At 30.5% G+C, this 18,149-nt stretch carries 15 protein-coding genes and 1 tRNA gene; 8 read left to right on the forward strand and 8 right to left on the reverse strand.

Features of this window, described 5'->3' with window-relative positions:
* Positions 1-354: hypothetical protein (locus NXS15_RS01020; protein ID WP_259290023.1), on the forward strand; the 354-nt coding region annotated here is incomplete at its 5' end.
* Between the two features lie 57 nt (positions 355-411).
* Positions 412-795, forward strand: coding sequence for a hypothetical protein (locus NXS15_RS01025; protein WP_259290024.1), 384 nt, complete (start codon positions 412-414; stop codon positions 793-795).
* Positions 796-978: 183 nt separating this feature from the next.
* Here NXS15_RS01025 and plsY read toward each other — a convergent pair whose 3' ends face one another.
* The 6 genes from plsY to NXS15_RS01055 all read right to left on the reverse strand — a co-directional run bounded on the left by plsY (position 979) and on the right by NXS15_RS01055 (position 8,590).
* The gene (gene plsY, locus NXS15_RS01030) at positions 979-1,710 is read right to left on the reverse strand and encodes a glycerol-3-phosphate 1-O-acyltransferase PlsY (RefSeq protein ID WP_259290025.1); all 732 of its coding nucleotides are present in this window, start codon (positions 1,708-1,710) and stop codon (positions 979-981) included.
* Position 1,711: 1 nt separating this feature from the next.
* Positions 1,712-2,731: a nicotinate phosphoribosyltransferase gene (locus NXS15_RS01035; RefSeq protein ID WP_396888592.1), complete on the reverse strand. Its 1,020-nt coding sequence runs from the start codon at positions 2,729-2,731 to the stop codon at positions 1,712-1,714.
* A gap of 713 nt (positions 2,732-3,444) precedes the next feature.
* Positions 3,445-4,716 carry a CNNM domain-containing protein gene (locus tag NXS15_RS01040; protein ID WP_259290026.1) on the reverse strand — a complete coding sequence of 424 codons (1,272 nt, stop codon included), beginning with the start codon at positions 4,714-4,716 and terminating at the stop codon, positions 3,445-3,447.
* On the reverse strand, positions 4,716-6,185 hold the full coding sequence (locus NXS15_RS01045; protein WP_259290027.1) for a replicative DNA helicase: 1,470 nt from the start codon (positions 6,183-6,185) through the stop codon (positions 4,716-4,718). Before NXS15_RS01045 ends, NXS15_RS01040 begins: the two co-directional genes overlap by 1 nt.
* The gene (rplI, locus tag NXS15_RS01050; protein WP_259290028.1) at positions 6,175-6,630 is read right to left on the reverse strand and encodes a 50S ribosomal protein L9; all 456 of its coding nucleotides are present in this window, start codon (positions 6,628-6,630) and stop codon (positions 6,175-6,177) included. Before rplI ends, NXS15_RS01045 begins: the two co-directional genes overlap by 11 nt.
* Before the next feature lies 1 nt (position 6,631).
* On the reverse strand, positions 6,632-8,590 hold the full coding sequence (locus NXS15_RS01055) for a DHH family phosphoesterase (RefSeq protein ID WP_259290029.1): 1,959 nt from the start codon (positions 8,588-8,590) through the stop codon (positions 6,632-6,634).
* A gap of 74 nt (positions 8,591-8,664) precedes the next feature.
* On the opposite strand from NXS15_RS01055, the gene NXS15_RS01060 reads away from it, so the two are divergent.
* The 6 genes from NXS15_RS01060 (at position 8,665) to NXS15_RS01085 (ending at position 14,014) form a co-directional block, all read left to right on the forward strand.
* On the forward strand, positions 8,665-9,024 hold the full coding sequence (locus tag NXS15_RS01060) for a hypothetical protein (RefSeq protein ID WP_259290030.1): 360 nt from the start codon (positions 8,665-8,667) through the stop codon (positions 9,022-9,024).
* Complete coding sequence (locus NXS15_RS01065) at positions 9,011-9,886, forward strand: UTP--glucose-1-phosphate uridylyltransferase (protein ID WP_396888594.1); 876 nt, start codon at positions 9,011-9,013, stop codon at positions 9,884-9,886. The genes NXS15_RS01060 and NXS15_RS01065 overlap by 14 nt, the downstream gene beginning before the upstream one ends.
* A 35-nt stretch (positions 9,887-9,921) precedes the next feature.
* On the forward strand, positions 9,922-10,434 hold the full coding sequence (locus NXS15_RS01070; RefSeq protein ID WP_259290031.1) for a hypothetical protein: 513 nt from the start codon (positions 9,922-9,924) through the stop codon (positions 10,432-10,434).
* 42 nt (positions 10,435-10,476) lie between these two features.
* A complete protein-coding gene (locus NXS15_RS01075) occupies positions 10,477-11,016 on the forward strand; it encodes an NUDIX hydrolase (protein WP_259290032.1) in 540 nt (179 codons plus the stop codon).
* A gap of 133 nt (positions 11,017-11,149) precedes the next feature.
* Positions 11,150-11,240, forward strand: a tRNA-Ser gene (locus NXS15_RS01080).
* A 71-nt stretch (positions 11,241-11,311) separates the two neighbouring features.
* Positions 11,312-14,014: a cation-translocating P-type ATPase gene (locus NXS15_RS01085; RefSeq protein WP_259290033.1), complete on the forward strand. Its 2,703-nt coding sequence runs from the start codon at positions 11,312-11,314 to the stop codon at positions 14,012-14,014.
* A 94-nt stretch (positions 14,015-14,108) separates the two neighbouring features.
* Here NXS15_RS01085 and NXS15_RS01090 read toward each other — a convergent pair whose 3' ends face one another.
* On the reverse strand, positions 14,109-14,756 hold the full coding sequence (locus NXS15_RS01090; protein ID WP_259290034.1) for a hypothetical protein: 648 nt from the start codon (positions 14,754-14,756) through the stop codon (positions 14,109-14,111).
* A gap of 765 nt (positions 14,757-15,521) precedes the next feature.
* A complete protein-coding gene (gene secA, locus NXS15_RS01095) occupies positions 15,522-18,098 on the reverse strand; it encodes a preprotein translocase subunit SecA (RefSeq protein ID WP_259290035.1) in 2,577 nt (858 codons plus the stop codon).
* Between the last annotated feature and the right edge of the window lie 51 nt (positions 18,099-18,149).

Raw genomic sequence — 18,149 nt, forward strand, 5'->3', positions numbered from 1 at the left:
TTTTCGAAATGAGGTTTTCCAGTCTTAATAAGAACTGATAAAAGAAGAACTTTTTACGGAAATGAAGCGAAAAACACACCTTTTGTAGAAAATATGAGTAAAAAGAACATAAAAGTTGAATCTTCTAGTGTAGCTATATTTAAGCCTCTTGTTGAGCGCACTAACGACGCAATACAACGATTTTTCCCTATCCATTTTAAAAATTTAGGCATTAAAACAATAACGGATTTTAATAAAAACAAGGAAGTTTTAATCAATGATTTTCATCAATGAAACAATAAATTTTACGCTCATAAACAAAATATTTTTAGGACATGCGACACTTCGAAAAACGAACACAAAGTCTATCTATAAATTAAAAGAAAAGCTTATGCTTCGACATTTCAGTATCAAAATCAGTATTATGTTGCAGTGAATGAAAAAGGACAAAAATTGAAAATTTGACCCGATGATGATGCACGAATAATGATAGATAGTAAAGGCGAAATTAAAATAAGCATCAACAACATTATTTTCAACACTTTAATACTAAAAGGTGATGAGTTAAATGATTTTCAAAAATTTTGCTTACAGTACAAAATATCATCTACCGAGATGTTTTCAAAACCTATGTATGAACTCTACAAAAACAGCAGAATATTTGCGATTAATTTATATAACGTGATACACAAATTAGAAGAAAAAAACTACGATTTAAATCCGCTAATGCAACATACTTATGAAGTTAGTATTGAAATCTATAAGGAAATGCAAAAAATTTTCGAAGAAATAAAAAGAATGGCTTGTCTTATCTAACCATTCCTAATACATATTAAATTTTGGTTGAATTAAAAGGAGTCAACCTAGTAAATAATATCAAAAATATAAGTCCAAATAAAAATTAATTTAATAATTGTCTTTAAATTTGATTTAGATTAAAAACCAAAATAAATTGCGATAAAAAACCGAATCTAGACGATTCGGGTTTTTGTGGTCTAATTATTTAACTTTTTTTGAACCTAATTTTGACTCAGTACCTTTCAATAATCTTTCAATATTACTACGGTGTAAGATAATAACTAGGATTGCAGCGATTAAGAAATAAACTGGTGATACATATCAGTGAGATTGCAAATGTGAAATACTGATGTTGTTTGATAAATTAACAAAATTCAGTCAATATCCAGTTATACCTTGTGTAAATCAAGGAATAAAAATCAACGGAGCAATGATTGCTGATGTTAATATCGATCCTAAGGAAACTTTTCTAGAAATTAAAACTATACTGAAAAAAACAACAAAAGCAATTAATCATAAAACTGGATTAATAGACAAAATAAATGCTGATGAACAAGCAACACCTTTGCCGCCTTTAAAATTGAAAAAGACAGGGAAGCAATGACCGATTATGACCCCAAGGCCAATTGATTGTGGGCTCATTCAATATTCTTTAGCGAATTCGGGAAATAAATGATTTTCTAAACCGGCAAAAATTAATGTCGGAATGATTACTTTCATAAAATCAAAGACAAAAACAATTAAAGCAAACTTTTTACCATAGGTTCTCAATGAGTTAGTTGCTCCAGCGTTTTTTGAAAAGTGATTTCGAACGTCATCTTTTTTAAATTTTCTCGACATTATGATTGACGTATTGAGCGAGCCAATAAAATAACCAAAAATCATTAAAGCTAAGTTTAGAAGGACAACTATTGTAATTGAAAATGCATCCATTTTAAAATTCACCTTTGTAAGTTACTAATTTTGGATTTTCACGATAGCCACGCCCTTCTTTTGCTTGTTGATGACCATTCAAAATTGTTGCATCAGCTGAGTATGATATAGCAGGAGAAAAAATGCCTTGGCCAACGCCATACGCATCAACAGGCGCGTTCGCTTGTTCGAATTTTGCAATTTTTTCGGCAGTAAAACCACTACTTACAACAATTTTGACATCGTTAGCACCTTCGGCGTCTAATGCTTTACGCAATCTCTTAACTTGTTCAATATTAACACCGTAAAATTCAGGATTATCTTCTTCGTTATCAAACATATGGTCTTTCATGTTTTTAGAAGTATCTAGACGAACACCCCACAAACTTTTACCTATTGCTTTGTATGAACTCAAAGACTCACGAATAACGTTATTGTGATAATCAACCAAAGAAATTATTTTTTCATCAGGAAACAACTTTGCGTAGGCTTTCATTGCTTCGTCAGTATTGCCATCAAAATTTTGAATTAAACAATGTGGTATTGAACCAAATGTGGAATCTGTGTCTTGAACAACGCTTTGTGCCTCAGTTGACATTGATGATGCTCCCCCTAAATGAGCTGCCTTGCCATCAATTTCTTGTAGAAGTCAATGATCAGCACGATCGCCCATAAAAATCACATCTTTTCCATTAGCGGCCTTAACACAGCGATTCATATTTGTAGCAATAGTTGATGAACGAGCTAAAATACCATCAATCATCCCTTCGTATTTACCAAAATCTTGATAATGTCCTTCTAGCTCTAAAACGATATCTAAATTATTGATTATTTCGCCATCAGGAATATATCTGATTGTATATTTACTTGTATCAGTATTGTTTTTTAATAAATCTAGAACCTCATTCATACCAGCAACCATAACATTGTTTTTTCTTTGAAAAAACTGCAATTTTATAGTATTTTGTGGATTAAATGTTTCAATTATTTTTTCAGTTTTATGAAAATATGACGATATATATTTATCGTATTTAATACTCATTTATACCTCTTTTATTAATTTAAAATATTTATTTAATAAGTTTTCATATTATACATTGAAAACGTTATATTTCGCAAATACATTTAATATTATCAATACATTACAGTAAAAATTGACTAAATTTCAATATTTATTGAATTAAAGCAAATTAAAAACAAGTCAATTAATCAAAGACTTGTTTAATATTATTCATAATAAACATAAAACAGAAAGTTTTATTAGCGATAATAAACAACGAAAAGGAAAACAAATTTGTAATTAATCGAATAGGAGGAAACTATCGAAAACTTTTGTAGATTTCATATAGAAAGAAATAAAAATTAAGATAAGTTATTATCGAAAATGAATAGTAAACGAACGTGTGCGAGTGATCACTAAAAATAAAACGAGCAATTTTTATTAGCAATCGATTTTGAAATATAGAAAAAATACGAGATGATTATTTTGAGCGACTTAACTCGTACCGAGACAATTTCATATATTTCATAATAAGTATAAAACTTTTTCCACAAAAAAAATAATTTATTTTTAAAATAATTCTCAAATTAATATATAATGAAAAATTGCGTTTTTTTAAAAAACTTCGTTTTTAGACTGAAAAAGCTCATTTTTACTGCACAATTTAGCTTTTTTACTGGATAAAAAAGCATCTCTAAATTATTTATTCATTTGTGGAAATAAAATTCCATATAAAAAAAATAGGATTACCTATTTTAAAATTCTGCAGTTGCCTCAACATTAACTGGTGCTTGTGTTCCGATTTCAACTTCAAAAAGGTAATGTTTTTGTTTTTTATTGGGTGCTGAGATAACTTTAAAAAACACACCTTGAAACTCAATTTTGGTTGACTTTGTAAGCTTGCCATTATTATTTTTTTTGACAAAATTTTGTACATTTAAATTCAATAATTTGTCATCAATTTCGAAATCTAGATTCATGCGCGAAATTAACTCACGCATTTTAACGGCACCATTAACTCTAAATAACTCTAAACTAATCTCGAAGAAATCTTTTAATTCTTCTTCATCGTATTCATCGTATATTTCGCCGACAATTTCCTCTAAAATATCTTCAATAGTAATAATACCTAAAACTTCACGTGAGGAATTGTTGTTTGTTACGAAGGCCATTTGTGCTCTTTGCGAACGTAAAGTTTCTAGAGCAATTGCTAAAGTAGAATTAGCACTAATTGTCGGTATAGTTTTCATATAATCGATAATTTTCCCTTTTTCTAAAAAGAAAATATCTTTAAGCAATACAATACCCAAGAACTCACCGTTTTTTTCAATTGGCAAGCGTGAATAATTTGTTTCTTTAAATACATTGAGCGCTTCGGTAATATTTGCTTTATAAGACACAAAAGACATATCTTTAAGCTTTACAAAATGTCTTCTGACTTTGGTTGTGTCTAAATCTAGTGCATTTTGTGCCATGATACTTTCATTAGCTTCTAAAATACCTTCAGTGTGGGCTACATCAATTAAATTTTTAACATCCTGTTCGGTGTTAGTAACATAAATGTCTTTACTTATTTTGCTAATTAATCAAATAATTGGGAAAAATAAGTAATATAGACCTTGTAAAGGGTAGCAAAATATTTTTGCAACTTTTTCAGGATGTGACTTGGCAATTAACTTGGGTATTATTTCCCCTAAAATGACAATAATAGGAGTTAAAACAGCTGTTGAAATTAGTGCAGAATATTCACTGGCATTCCCTATCAGCGATTTTGACATTACGTATGAAAGCGCCGATGAAAGACCGATATTAGCAATATTGTTTCAAATCAAAATCAGTGCTAACATTCGATTGAAAAAGTTATATTGTTTTTTAATGATTTTTGACCCAAATTCCTTGCGGTCAATCATTGTTTCTAATTTTCCTGGGTTAAGAGTTGAATAAGCGGTTTCGCAACTTGAAAAGACTGAAGAAAGAATTAATAATACAATAAGTACAGGTATCAAAATAATTATTATTCGATCCATTATTCATTACCTTCATCAATGTCGATGCCTTTATAAAATTCAAAGTTTTCAAAACGACCTAAATGTAAAAGCATTCTTAAATTAATTACACCGGTTTCACCGGCACGGTGTTTAGCAATAATTAACTGAACGGGTTCACCCATTTTACCGTTAAATTGTTGGTCAGTATCAGTTTTGTTCTTGCGATTATAGTAATCTTCACGATATAAGAACATAACAATGTCGGCGTCATTTTCAATCGAACCTGATTCCCTTAAATCGGCTAACATCGGTCTTTTGTCTTCACGTGTTTCTGTTTGACGATTAAGTTGTGAAAGAACAATGATCGGAACTTCTAATTCTAGTGAAAGTGTTTTTAAATTACGTGAAATTCTTGTGATTTCTAATTGACGATTCTCGCCACGATGTCCTTTACCACCGGCAATCAATTGCATATAATCGACTACAATTAAGTCTAATTTTTCTTTTTTGTGTAAACGGCGGCATTTTCATAATATTGTGTCGATATCATTGTCGTATGTATTGTCAATGAAAAGTTGCATTTTGTCAATAAAATTGTTCTTTATACTGGTTATTTTGATAATATCTGCGTCAGATAAACCATTTTTAGGATCTTGTGGTTTTTTCAATTTATTTTGTTCAACGCCAGTAGTAATTGAGTAAATTCTACCCATTAATTGTTCAGGTGACATTTCCAAAGAGAAAAATGCCACTCTATTTTTACGGCTAGGGTCATCTTTCTTTTTTTGTCTTGCAACATTGATTGCGATATTCAAAGCAAATGCGGTTTTACCAATACCAGGGCGAGCAGCTAACACGACCAATTCCGAACTATGAAGACCTTGTGTTATACGGTCTAAATCAGTATAACCAGTTCTGATTCCACTGATTTCTTGGCCGTTTGAAGCACGTAATTTTTGTAATTTTTCAAAATATTTATCACTAACTTCCTGAGTTGTATGGAAATCGCCACCTTTTTTGGCGCTGTCTAATTTTTGCAACAACTCCTGAATTTTAGTGATCATGTCTTGTGGGTTGATTGGTTTGCGATTATTTTGCAATGTCGCTTTAATTTGGTCGATTTCAAATTCCAAAGTTCTTAAACGTGTCAAACGTTCTAATTCGGCAAGATACATTTGAATATTCGAACGCAGACCATTAGATGAGTAAACATTGACTAATAATTGTGTGTTAACTAGCGGAATATTGTTGGCCTGTGCAGTTGCTAAAATTGTATCGTTATTGATATTTTTATCTGCTTCATAAAGACCAGACATAATGCTGAAAAGTTGACGACAAGATAAATCGCCAAAGTCTTCTTCTTGCATAAATGGAATAATATTATCTGCTAAATTTTCATTCGATAAAATTAAACCTAAAACTGCGTATTCATACGCAACATTAATATATTTAGAACGCTTTATACCGGACGAAGGCATCTCGCTGGAAGGATAATTATTATTTGACATTAACTTTTACCTCTACTTTAAATTTGGCAACGATATCTTTGTAAACAACGATATCAATCTCGTGTAAGCCGTTTGAGACAATGTGCACTTTTTGCACTGCGTATTTATCTAATTTATATCCTTTTTTAACTAAATCTTTGTTAATATCTTTTGTTGAAATAGATTTATGAACAATTAAATTGCCGTGTGCGTCAATTAAAGCGTCTAATTCATAAACTAATTTATCCGCTTCTAATTGTTGTTTTAATTCTAGTGCCTGTGAACGTAATTCCATTTCGTTGGCTGTTAAATCGCTTAAACGTCTTTCTAATTGATATTTTGTTTTTTCGTTATATGGAACTCCAAAACCTTTGGCAACTAAAAAATTAGCACCAAAGCCATCAGATACTTCCACTATTGTGTTGGCTTTACCATGTTTTGAATCTTTAATTAAAATAACTTTCATTTTATTTCACTCCTACTATTGCTTGTTTGATGTTTTTGATAAATGTTTCTAAATCATCTGTCGATATTGCCGCAGCAGCTGCAAATCCGCCACCGCCGCCGACATTTTCGCAAATGATTTGCACATTAGTATCAATACCTCTGGCTGATAATTTATACTTATCGCCTTTTTCTTGTCGTGCGACAACAAAGCTAGCACGACGCCCATCAATTCTTAAAATTTCCTCAGCTGCAATTGAAATTATATCGTCGGGCATTGGGATATCTGCATAAGCTAAGAAAAAACCTTCTTTTACTTCTTCTAAAGAAGCTAATAATTCATTAACTTTATCATAAGTTTCAGCATTAATTTTTAATGCATTGGCTGCTGTTGTGGAATTAGCGCCCCGCGCTTCTAATCAACTAGCAGCTTCAAATGTTTTGGATGTTGCGTGTTTTTGAAACTGCAATGTGTCTAAACAAATTCCATTCAATAACATTTGCACCGTGATTAAATCTAGTTTAATTTTTTTGTCAGCAAACATTAACATTTCAGTCACCAATTCGCTAGCAGATGAAGAAGTTGTTGCCACAATTCTATTTTCTTTGGGGGCGAAATCTATTGATAATTTCATCCGGTGATGATCTAAGATAAATATATTTTTTGAACTAATATTTTTAATCGCTTCAGGATTATCTGTACGAGTTGGATGCGCATTGTCAACAAAGAAAACAACAGTATTTTCGTCACTAATTTTGTTTGCTTGTTGAGGTTTAATGATATATTCGCCAATAACATCTCAATATTGTTTGAGTACTTTTTTGGTGGTTTCGTCTTGTGTTGAAGAACAAATATATGCTTTTTTATTGTAAGCTTTTGCTAAAGAAATCACACCGATTGCACTCCCTAACGCATCCAAATCGGCAACAGCATGACCATAAACAATTACTTTATCAATTGCACTATTGCTCAATGTTTGTTCAACAACTTTAGTAAACGCACGAATACGTGTCCTGTCCACACTTGGTAAAATTTCAGTTGTTGAACCAAAATAAGTTGGCTGCGAGTGCGGAGAAATTACAATAACTTGATCTCCACCTCGTCCTTGAGCTTGTAAAAGTGCCGTTTTAGCTAAATCTGTTTTTAAAATGTAATTATTAGAACCATAAGCAAAACCAGCTGATATAGAAACAATAATGTTATTATTTTGCGTCTTAAGAATATTGTGCAAACTTTTGAAAAAATCAAATTGCACTTGGATCATTTTGTCAAGCGATCCTTTATTGGTAATGATTAAAAATTTACCATTTGAGTTATATTGACGAAATATTAAATTATATTTTTGAACCAGACCATCGAGCATTGAAATCACGTTTTGATTTAATTTATACAATTGATCTTCACTCAATATTGATTGATATAAAGCGTAATTATCAATTTCTAACTCACCAATAACACTCAATTCTTCGTCATACATTAATAGCGTGCGTTTTTGTAGTGATATATCTTTAATTGAAACATAATTATCTAAATCAAAAATATTCGCTATATAAAAATTGCCATTATGTTGAAACTCATATTCACGATTTTTTTTGTCAAAATTAATATTAATACTTTCGAAAAACGAAGTCAATGAGGTGCCAATTAGTTTATCGCCAAAGCGTTTGCGAATAAATTGTGAACAATCAACTATGTTTCCGTAAAAATCATAAATAATTGTACCTAACTGATTAAATTCGAGTATTTCATCAGTAAATCTCTCATAAGATGACTTAATTTTATTTTGCAGACTAATATAAGATTTTATGCTTGTTATAGAAAACAATCCCAAAAGTAACAAACTAAAACATAAAATTAATGTAAACATAATCGACCATATGAGTGATGTTTTCAAAACTAAAAAGACAACAGAAGTAATACTTGTCAAAATAAAGAAAACAGTTGCACTTAAATATAAAATTAATTTTTGTTTTAAATTCATAATTTAAATTATATATTAAATAACTTTATCGAATAATAATTCGGCAAACTCTCAATAACTAGTAAAATATATCTATGAAAAATATAATTGAGTTAGTGAAAAATTTATATTTAAGTCAGAGTGAAATTGAATATTTAAGTGTAAAAAATCAAGGCAAAGAAATATTTCAACAAATATTCAATGACGAGCAACATAAAATCGAAATCATTCACTCGTTCAACGCTAAAACATCATGAATGCAAAATGAAAATATAGAACTTGTCGCTCTATTAAAAGGTCAAGCAACGATCATGGATGCAGATGAAAAATTGCATAACATTCAAGAAGGTGACATCATTAAAATTGAACCACTGACCAAACATAAAGTAACTCAAACATCACAGTATGCACTATGATTAGCAATTCATTTAGGAGAAAATAATGGCAAAAGTTAGAAAATTAATAATTCCCGCTGCCGGATGAGGAACAAGATTTTTACCAATGACTAAAATAATTCATAAAGAGTTAGTTCCAATATTAAACAGACCTTCTCTTGACTTATTAGTCGATGAGGCTTTAGACTCTGGCATTGAAGAAATAATTTTGATCATAAGTGAGCGTAAGAAAAATATATTAGATTTTTTCAATAAAAACGAAGCACTTGAAAATGAACTAAACAAGAAAAATAAAGATAATTTACTGAAAATTGTTCAACAAACCAATAGAAAAGACAAAATAAAATTTATTATTCAACATGAGCAAAACGGCTTAGGACATGCTTTGGCAGTTGCTAAAGAAATGATAAATAATGAACCTTTCGCAGTAATTTTAGGTGATGATTTGATTAAATCAAAAGTGCCAGCAATAAAACAATTGATTGATTTTTATAACGAAAATCAAAGCAATATTTTAGGAGTTCAAAGCGTTTTAGATTCGGATATCAATAAGTATGGAATTGTTAAACCACTTAACGAAAACGAACGTAATAACAAATATTTTGAAATAGCGGATGCAGTTGAAAAACCTAAACTTGAATTAGCGCCATCGAATAAAGCAATTTTAGGACGTTATGTTTTTAACCCTGAAATTTTAGATATTTTAGCCAACATCAAATACGATGGCAAAAATGAAATTCAATTAGTTGACGCTTTTGATGAACTTGTCAAAAAATATAACCAAAAAATTTATGCGTATGAATTTGATGGTGTTCGCTATGACTTAGGTTCAGTGGAAGGTTTTGTTAAAGCTACAATCGATTATGCCTTGGCTGACGAGAAAATAAAAGATTCTATTTTAGAATATATAAAATCAAAATAAAAAATAATGTGTATTATTAGATAATAGGAGTAATTATGAAGAAAAAAATATTTAAATTATTGAGTGTTACAGCATTCCCAATTGTTGCTTTATCTGCTGGTTGCAGTTCAAAAAAAAGCAGCGAGGAAAAATACTTGGATGAGTTAATCAAAATCAGTGAAACTACTGTAAATAAATTAAGACCATTCACTAACGATGAAAACTCATTTAAAGAGCAAAATTTACAATCAATAACAAATTTAGAACAAGAAATAAACGCTTCAAAAGCTGTTATAGCGAAAAAAGATCACACAAAAGAAGAAGTGATTAATAGTACTGAAAAATTATTAGTTAAAGTAAAAATTGCACAGCAATACTTAGAAATTGAAACTCTTGTAAACAATTTACTTACTTTTAAAAATGTATTCAAAAGTTCTAAAGAACAAAATCCTGAAGCAAAAGAAAAATATGATAAATATATACAAAAAATTGATGAAGCGGTCGCAAATAGAGATATAGCTGAATTAAGAAAACTAGATAAAGAAATCAAAGAATTAGCATTAGTTTAATAAAGTTTCGTTGAAACTTTTTTTATTTTGTAAAATTATTTTATGAACAAAAACGAGAAGTTATTTTCCAATGAGTGAATGAGTGTATATAAATCTCAAAAAGGTTTCACATATTGCCAACGCAAAAGCGTTGATTCTATTGCTGCCCTACTTTATCGTCACAATGGAGACCAATACGAATTTATGATACATTATCAACCGCTTCCAGAAATAAAAGAAAAAATAAGTTGAGATCAATGCTATCCTTCTCCGGTAACGGGCAGTATTGAAGAAAATCAATTACCTATTGAGTGTTGTATCAACGAAATTAACGAAGAAGCAGGATATAAAATAACAGCCAAAAATATTGTATCTTCTTCAGTAGCTATTGCTACTACTCAAATGAATGAAAAAGTTTTTAATTTTCTAGTGGATGTTTCGGGCTTAAAGCAAGGTAAAATAACGACCGTTGGTTCAGTATTTGAATCAGTATCTTATAATAAATGATATTCGCAAAACGAGTTTGCAAACATCGTTTTAAATGAACTAACTCTTTCTTCATTGTCATCACTTTATTTGTTATTTCTCACTAAAAATAAGTAAATACACAATTTTTTATGAGTATATTTACTTTTTTTAAAAAAAATACTAAAAATAGTTCGATTTATAAAAATATCTTAAATTTGATTTTTTTCTTTGTTGAAAAAAATTTTTTATTATAATAAATAAGCAAAACGGGACAGTACTCAAGAGGCTGAAGAGGCGGCACTGCTAATGCTGTAGGGGTGGCAACACCCGCGGAGGTTCAAATCCTCTCTGTTCCGCCATTTTTTTTATAACTTTTTTAATATCATAGATTATTATTTATAATAATCTCATTAAAAAATAGAGGAGGTATATGGACAAAAATAAAGCAACAAAATACACAGGTTTAACTACCGAACAGGTGCAAAAAGCGAGAGCACAATATGGTGAAAATGTTTTGCAAAAAAGCAAAAAAGTAAATCCTTTTATTGCCTTTTTTAAACAATTCATTGACCCAATGATTATTTTGCTTTTAATAGGAGCAATGATTTCGCTTGGTTTAGCTATCTACGAACATATAAGTGGCAAAAAAGATAGCATTGATTTAACTATTTCATATGTTGAACCAGGGATTATTTTATTAGTTGTTGCACTAAATTCATTGCTCGGAGCATACCAAGAAGTCAAATCCGACAAAGAAGTAAGGGCACTAGAAAAAATCAATGAAACATATGCTAATGTAATTCGTGATGGGATTGCCCAAAAAATAAAAGCAAGTGAGTTAGTTCCTGGAGATTTAATTATTTTTTCTGCTGGTGACACAATTAATGCTGATTGTAGACTAATTGAATCAGCTAATTTATATGTTGTCGAGTCTTCATTAACTGGCGAAAATCTTGCTATTAATAAAAAAGCCAATTGGGATAAAGTAGATAATTTAACATTAGCCGAAAACACACATATTCTTTATTCAGGAACTTATATAATCAAAGGTAGCGCCAAGGCATTTGTTCAAAACACTGGTATTAATACTGAAATTGGTAAAATAAATTCCTTAATACAAAAAGAACAAAAAAGCAGTACTCCTTTACAATTCAAATTGAATAAATTAAGTAAGTTATTTGGAATTGGTGGAATCGTTTTATTATTTGTTAGTTTAGGCATTCAGGTCTTATTGAATAATTTAATAAGTGGTTCTTGAACTAATTTAGACGTGTATACACACTCAACAGTGACTGCAATAAGTTTAGCTGTTGCTGCTATTCCGGAAGGTTTATTAACATTCACCACAGTGTTATTGTCTGTCGGTGTTAAAAATCTGACTAAGCAAAAAGCATTGGTTAAAAATTTATTAGCTGTTGAAACACTGGGTTCTACGTCAATAATTTGTACTGACAAAACCGGAACATTAACCGAAAATAAAATGAAGGTTGTTGAAGCATTTGATTTAAATTCAAATCAATTCCTTTCAAAAGCTAACGAAAATAATAGTTTTAATACGTTGGCTCAGTATGTAACTTTATGTAGTGATGCTTACATAAACTACGATGAAAAAAGCAAAACATTTAATGAAGTTGGAGATCCAACTGAAACTGGAATGTTAAGATTTGCTTATGATTTGGGCATTACAAAAGAAAATTTAATTGCCAAAAATTCAATTTTACATTCCTTACCATTTGATAGTGAACGCAAAATGCACTCAATTTTGACTATCATTGACGGTCAAAAATATATGATTACAAAAGGTGCACCTGATATAATAATTTCTAAATCCGTCAACATAAATCACTCACAAATAACTCAAATCAACGATGAATGAGCAAAGAAAGCTTATAGAGTTATAGCTGTTGCTCGTAAAAAAATAAATAGTGACCAAATAAGCTTTGATGACGAAAATAACTTAGAATTTATTGGCTTAATCGCTATGATTGACCCACCACGTGCCAATGTAAAACAAAGTGTTTTAATTTCAAAAAAGGCCGGTATTAAAACTGTTATGATAACCGGAGATCATATTGTCACAGCCAAAGCAATTGCTCAAGATTTGGGAATTTATAATGAAGGTGATTTGAGTATCACCGGTGAAGAATTAACAAAAATGAGTGATGAAGAATTAAGAAGTCAAATAACTAAAATTTCTGTCTACGCACGTGTTAATCCACAAGATAAACTCAGAATCGTGCAAGCATGACAGGCACACGAAAAAGTTGTCGCAATGACGGGGGATGGGGTCAATGACGCACCAGCCCTTAAGGTTGCTGATATAGGGTGTGCAATGGGTATCACTGGCACTGATGTTTCTAAACAGGCTGCCGACATGATACTAGTTGATGATAACTTTAACACAATTGTAGGTGCCATTAAAAATGGTCGTTCGACTTTCGATAAAATCAAAATTGTAATCATGAATTTACTGGTGTCATCACTTGTTGAAACAATAGTTATGCTAGTCGGAATGGTCGCTTTCTTTCTTGCTTATAAAAAATATTTTGGCGTAAATAACGAGTTTTATATTTTTGGGGCAAGTCAATTACTATGAATTAATTTAGTCTCACACGGATTACCAGCTATTGCTCTAGGATTTGTCAACAGCGATAAAGATGTAATGAATCGGGACCCATATAACAAAAAAGAGAGTTTATTTTCTCGGGGAATGGGTAAAGAATTATTATGACAGTCTTTATTACTGAGTCTTGCAACGCTTGTTTCGTATGTAATTGGTGCCGAGTTAGCAATTAAAAACGGCTTAGACGTCGGTCAATACGCTTCATCAGCCGGCTTTATTACGCTCGGTTTAGCGTGTGGTATTAACACTATTAATTTAATGAGTGATAAATCAATTTTTGTATCATCAATAAGAAAATATTGATTAGTTTGATCAGCTGTTTCATTTTCCGCATTCACAATTTTATTAATTGGATTAGTTCCACAAATAGCACAATATTTTAGAATGGGTAATTTAACACAAGCTCCTGAATTGATAGCAAGTTCAATTACTTTAGGACTTATACTGGTTTTCGCTTACGAAATCAAAAAAATTATCAATTATTTCCGTTCTAAAAAACAAAGAAGATAAAATAAAAATAAATGCATAAAAAAGGGGGCAATGCCGATCCAACTATGCGTTTGACAATCAAAAAAATGCACAGAGGTATACTACTCTGGCATTTTTATTTAATTGATATATTTCTGATATTACACATTTTATAATTTTTTTCGTTTCTTTTTTGCATCATTTTCAATGACTTTAAAATATAAGTTTCATAAGTATAATTCTTATTAAGACTTATACATTCTAATTCAAATATTCCGATTTTTTTGCCTTGTCAAGCATAATAAAATGAATTAGATTTAGTTGAAAAACTAAAATAGAATTGAGCAAATTCACAACTCATGGTATAAATCAAATCAAAAAATGAACGAGTGGCAATTATTCTATGTATTAAAAAATCAAAAAAAGAACTAATAGAATATTTTTTTCTATTATTTTCACCAATAGATGACGGATTATTAATCAGTATTTTTTCTAATTTAGTTTTTGGGTTATTTTCATTTTTTAAAATATTGAAAAAATATTCCAAAAATTGATCATCCCTCATTGTGTTATTTCTTTTAAATGCTTTTTTTCAGTATTGCAATCCCAAAAGATGTGGAATATGTTCTTTTTTAATATGAATTAGATGTGTTTTTATATCGTTATTGTCTTCAATATTATTGACATAAATATTGATTATTTGTTTTTCCGAAAACAATTTCTTATAAATATTTTCTAATTTTATAATTATTAGTTTAAAGTTCTCATCATTTATTTTAATCATAAAAAAAATGACAGGTTAATAGCCAACAACAGCCCCCGCCCTTAGTTATCTAAAGCAACCTTATTTTATTAATGTGTGGCAATGCTCGCAAGTCGGTTGTTCCACTTATATCACACATTTATATGTTACATTATTTTTTGAACAAAACAAAGGAAATATTCAGATATTAAATTAAGACAAAATAATACTATCATAGTTATTATTAACACTGTTTTAACCCTAGCAATAAATATCTTAATAAAAAGTCATACACATTTCGTTGTGTAAGTGTTTATTCATTATCTATGTATCAATATTAGTTAAAATCTAAATATTTATTTTGATTTATGCGAATTGATAGAAACATATCAATAATTGTCATTTGAGGTTAAATCAAAAATTGTTAAATTCATAACTGTAATGTCTTCTACATGAATAATAAATTCTTATCAGTGTCGGCGGTTTCTCTAATTTAATTATGTTCGATGAAATTATTATTTTTTTGTTTTTGCTTCATTGGTATTGGTTTCTAATTTTTCAAATTTGGCAGATGCATGTTTGCAGAATTTATTGTATAAAACCATTTTAAATGTTTGCTTTTTGAAGTTTCTCTTCAATATTCATCATGTATGTTGCTTTGCAAAAACTATGGTCATTCCTATTATTTGATTTGTTTTGTGTCTCCAAAATATGAATGAAAAATTAACATTTCGAGAATGTTAATTTTTATTTTTAGAATTATAAATTCAGTATTATGCGTCGCTAAACTTAAAACCTTATATCGTTTTAATCTTGATCTAGGTCAACAATTTTTTTCGCTGCCTGAGTAAATAAATCATCCATATTGGCTGGGGTTGGATTATTTTGCTCTGGCGGAGTAATTTGAGTGCTTTGTTTTATATCGTAGTAATATTGTAAAACTGTGTTTACGATTTCCTCTTCACTCATTTCGGGTGCAAAATCTAGAGTGCTTTTAATTTGAGAATACAATGGGTCCCGTAAAACTTCTAGTGGTACAAGAAGATCTGCACCTTCACGGTCAGCAAATATTTTTCTAGTTACATCAGTCGCAATTCTATTTAACATCTGGGTAAAGTGTTTGCTACCTTCTTCAGTATATACTTGGTATGGGTTTTTTTGTGAATATTGCACTAAATTAACATTCGAGCGCAATTTATCCATTGTATTAATGTGGTTTTGTCAATAGCGATCAACTACTTCTAAAACAATATTTTTTTCTTTGTAGAATAGATAATCATCACTAGTTAGATTGATTACATTTTGACGTCATTTTTTATACATTTTCAATATATTTTCAGTCAAATATTCTTTCATATCACTCTCGTGAATTTTTTGAAGTTCTTCTAAAATAAATTTATTTCTAACACCACGACCTAAAAACTCAGTGTTTAAATAATTTTCTAATTTTTCATAAATAAACGTACCTGTTTTAGTTAAAAATTCTGGATTAGTTGCAATTGTGTTGATAGCGTTTTTCATCATTCTTTCAATAATGTATTCAATATCTTGATTGATTAAAATTAAATCACGTTGCGCATAAAATAAATCACGTTGTTGACGAATAACATCATCGTAATGTAGAACACTTTTACGTGAATCGTAGTTGAAACCTTCAATTTTCTTCTGAGCAGCAATAAAGCCTTTTATTAACGATTTAGTTGTAATTTCACTATCGCCTTTATCGGCGTATTGTTCTTTAAATTCTTCATAGTTGGCGAATCTACGCATTAATTGATCGTCTAAAGAAACATAAAATTTAGAAACTCCAGGGTCACCTTGACGACCACTACGTCCTCTAAGTTGGTTGTCAATTCTACGACTTTCAGCTCTGTCGGTACCAATTACGTATAAACCTCCCAAATCTTTAGCCTCTTGCGAAAGTTTAATGTCAGTACCACGTCCCGCCATGTTTGTAGCAATAGTTATTGATTTAACTTGACCTGCATTAGCAATAATTTCAGCTTCTGAAGCGTTTTGTTTAGCATTCAAAACAGTGTGCGGAATCATGGCTTGAGATAAAAAGTGGTGCAGTATTTCTGAGTCTTCAATTTGAGCAGTACCAACTAATACTGGTTGGCCTTTTGCGTATAATTCTTTAATTTTTTCAGTAACGGCTGTTCATTTACCTAAAGCTGTGGCAAAAATCGAATCCGGCAAATCTTCCCTAATTACTGGTCTATTGGTAGGAACAACATTGACACGCATGTTATAAATGTCTATAAATTCCTGTTCTTCAGTTTTCGCAGTACCGGTCATCCCACAAAGTTTAGTGAACATACGGAAGAAGTTTTGGTATGTGATTGTAGCTAATGTTTTAGTTTCACTTTCAATCTCAACACCTGCGGCTGCTTGAATTGCTTGTTGTAAACCTTCTGAGTAAGCTCTTCCTTCCATTACACGCCCTGTAAAAGCATCTACAAGTTCAATTTTGCCATCACGAACAATATACTCAACATTTTCGCGCATAACTTTGTGTGCTCTTAATGAGTTTTGAATCCGGTGAATCATTTCAGAATTTTCAATATCATATAGATTTTTGTAACCAAAATAAGCGTTAGCTCTTTGAATACCACTAAAAGTTAATGAAATTGCTTTAGATTCTTCATCAATTTCATAATCATCTTCGGTTAATGAACGCACAAAACGATCGGCTAAATAATATTCTCTTGTGTCTTCCCCTTCTCCTCCGGAGATAATTAAAGGTGTTTTGGCTTCGTCAATTAAAATAGAGTCAGCTTCGTCAATTAAGCAAAAATGTAGTCCACGTTGAACTTTTTCACTCATACTGTCAGCCATGTTGTCTCTTAGATAGTCAAAACCTAATTCTGAGTGAACAGAGTAAGTAATATCAGCTGCATAAGCTTGTCTTTTTGATTCAGAGTCTAATTGTGCTTTGTTAATACCAACACTCATACCCAATCAATTGAAAACTTCACCCATTTCCAAGGCGTCACGTTCCGATAGATATTCGTTAACTGTCGAAACAATTGCCCCTTTACCTAAAAGAGCATTCAAATAAACTGGAGCAATAGAAGTAATTGTTTTACCTTCACCAGTTTTCATTTCAGCTACAGACGATAAATCTAGCAATAAACCGCCTATCATTTGAACATCGTATGGTCTTTTACCTAAAACTCTTTTAGTTGCTTCTCTGGAAACAGCAAACACCTCAGCACGCATAGAATCTAACGATTCTCCGTTTGCTAAGCGTGATTTAAATTGCAATGTTTTATTTTTTAATTCATCATCAGATAAATTAGCAATTAATGGTTCGTATTGATTAATTTTTTTTAGCGTTTTTTCAGCTATTCGCATTTCGGTTGATTTAAATTCTCATTTCATATTTTTCTATTTTACAACAATTTATCTCATTTAAATATTAATATTGATAGG

The organism is Mycoplasma sp. CSL7475-4 (assembly GCF_024834065.1).
Taxonomy (GTDB): Bacteria; Bacillota_I; Bacilli_A; order Mycoplasmatales; family Metamycoplasmataceae; genus Mycoplasmopsis.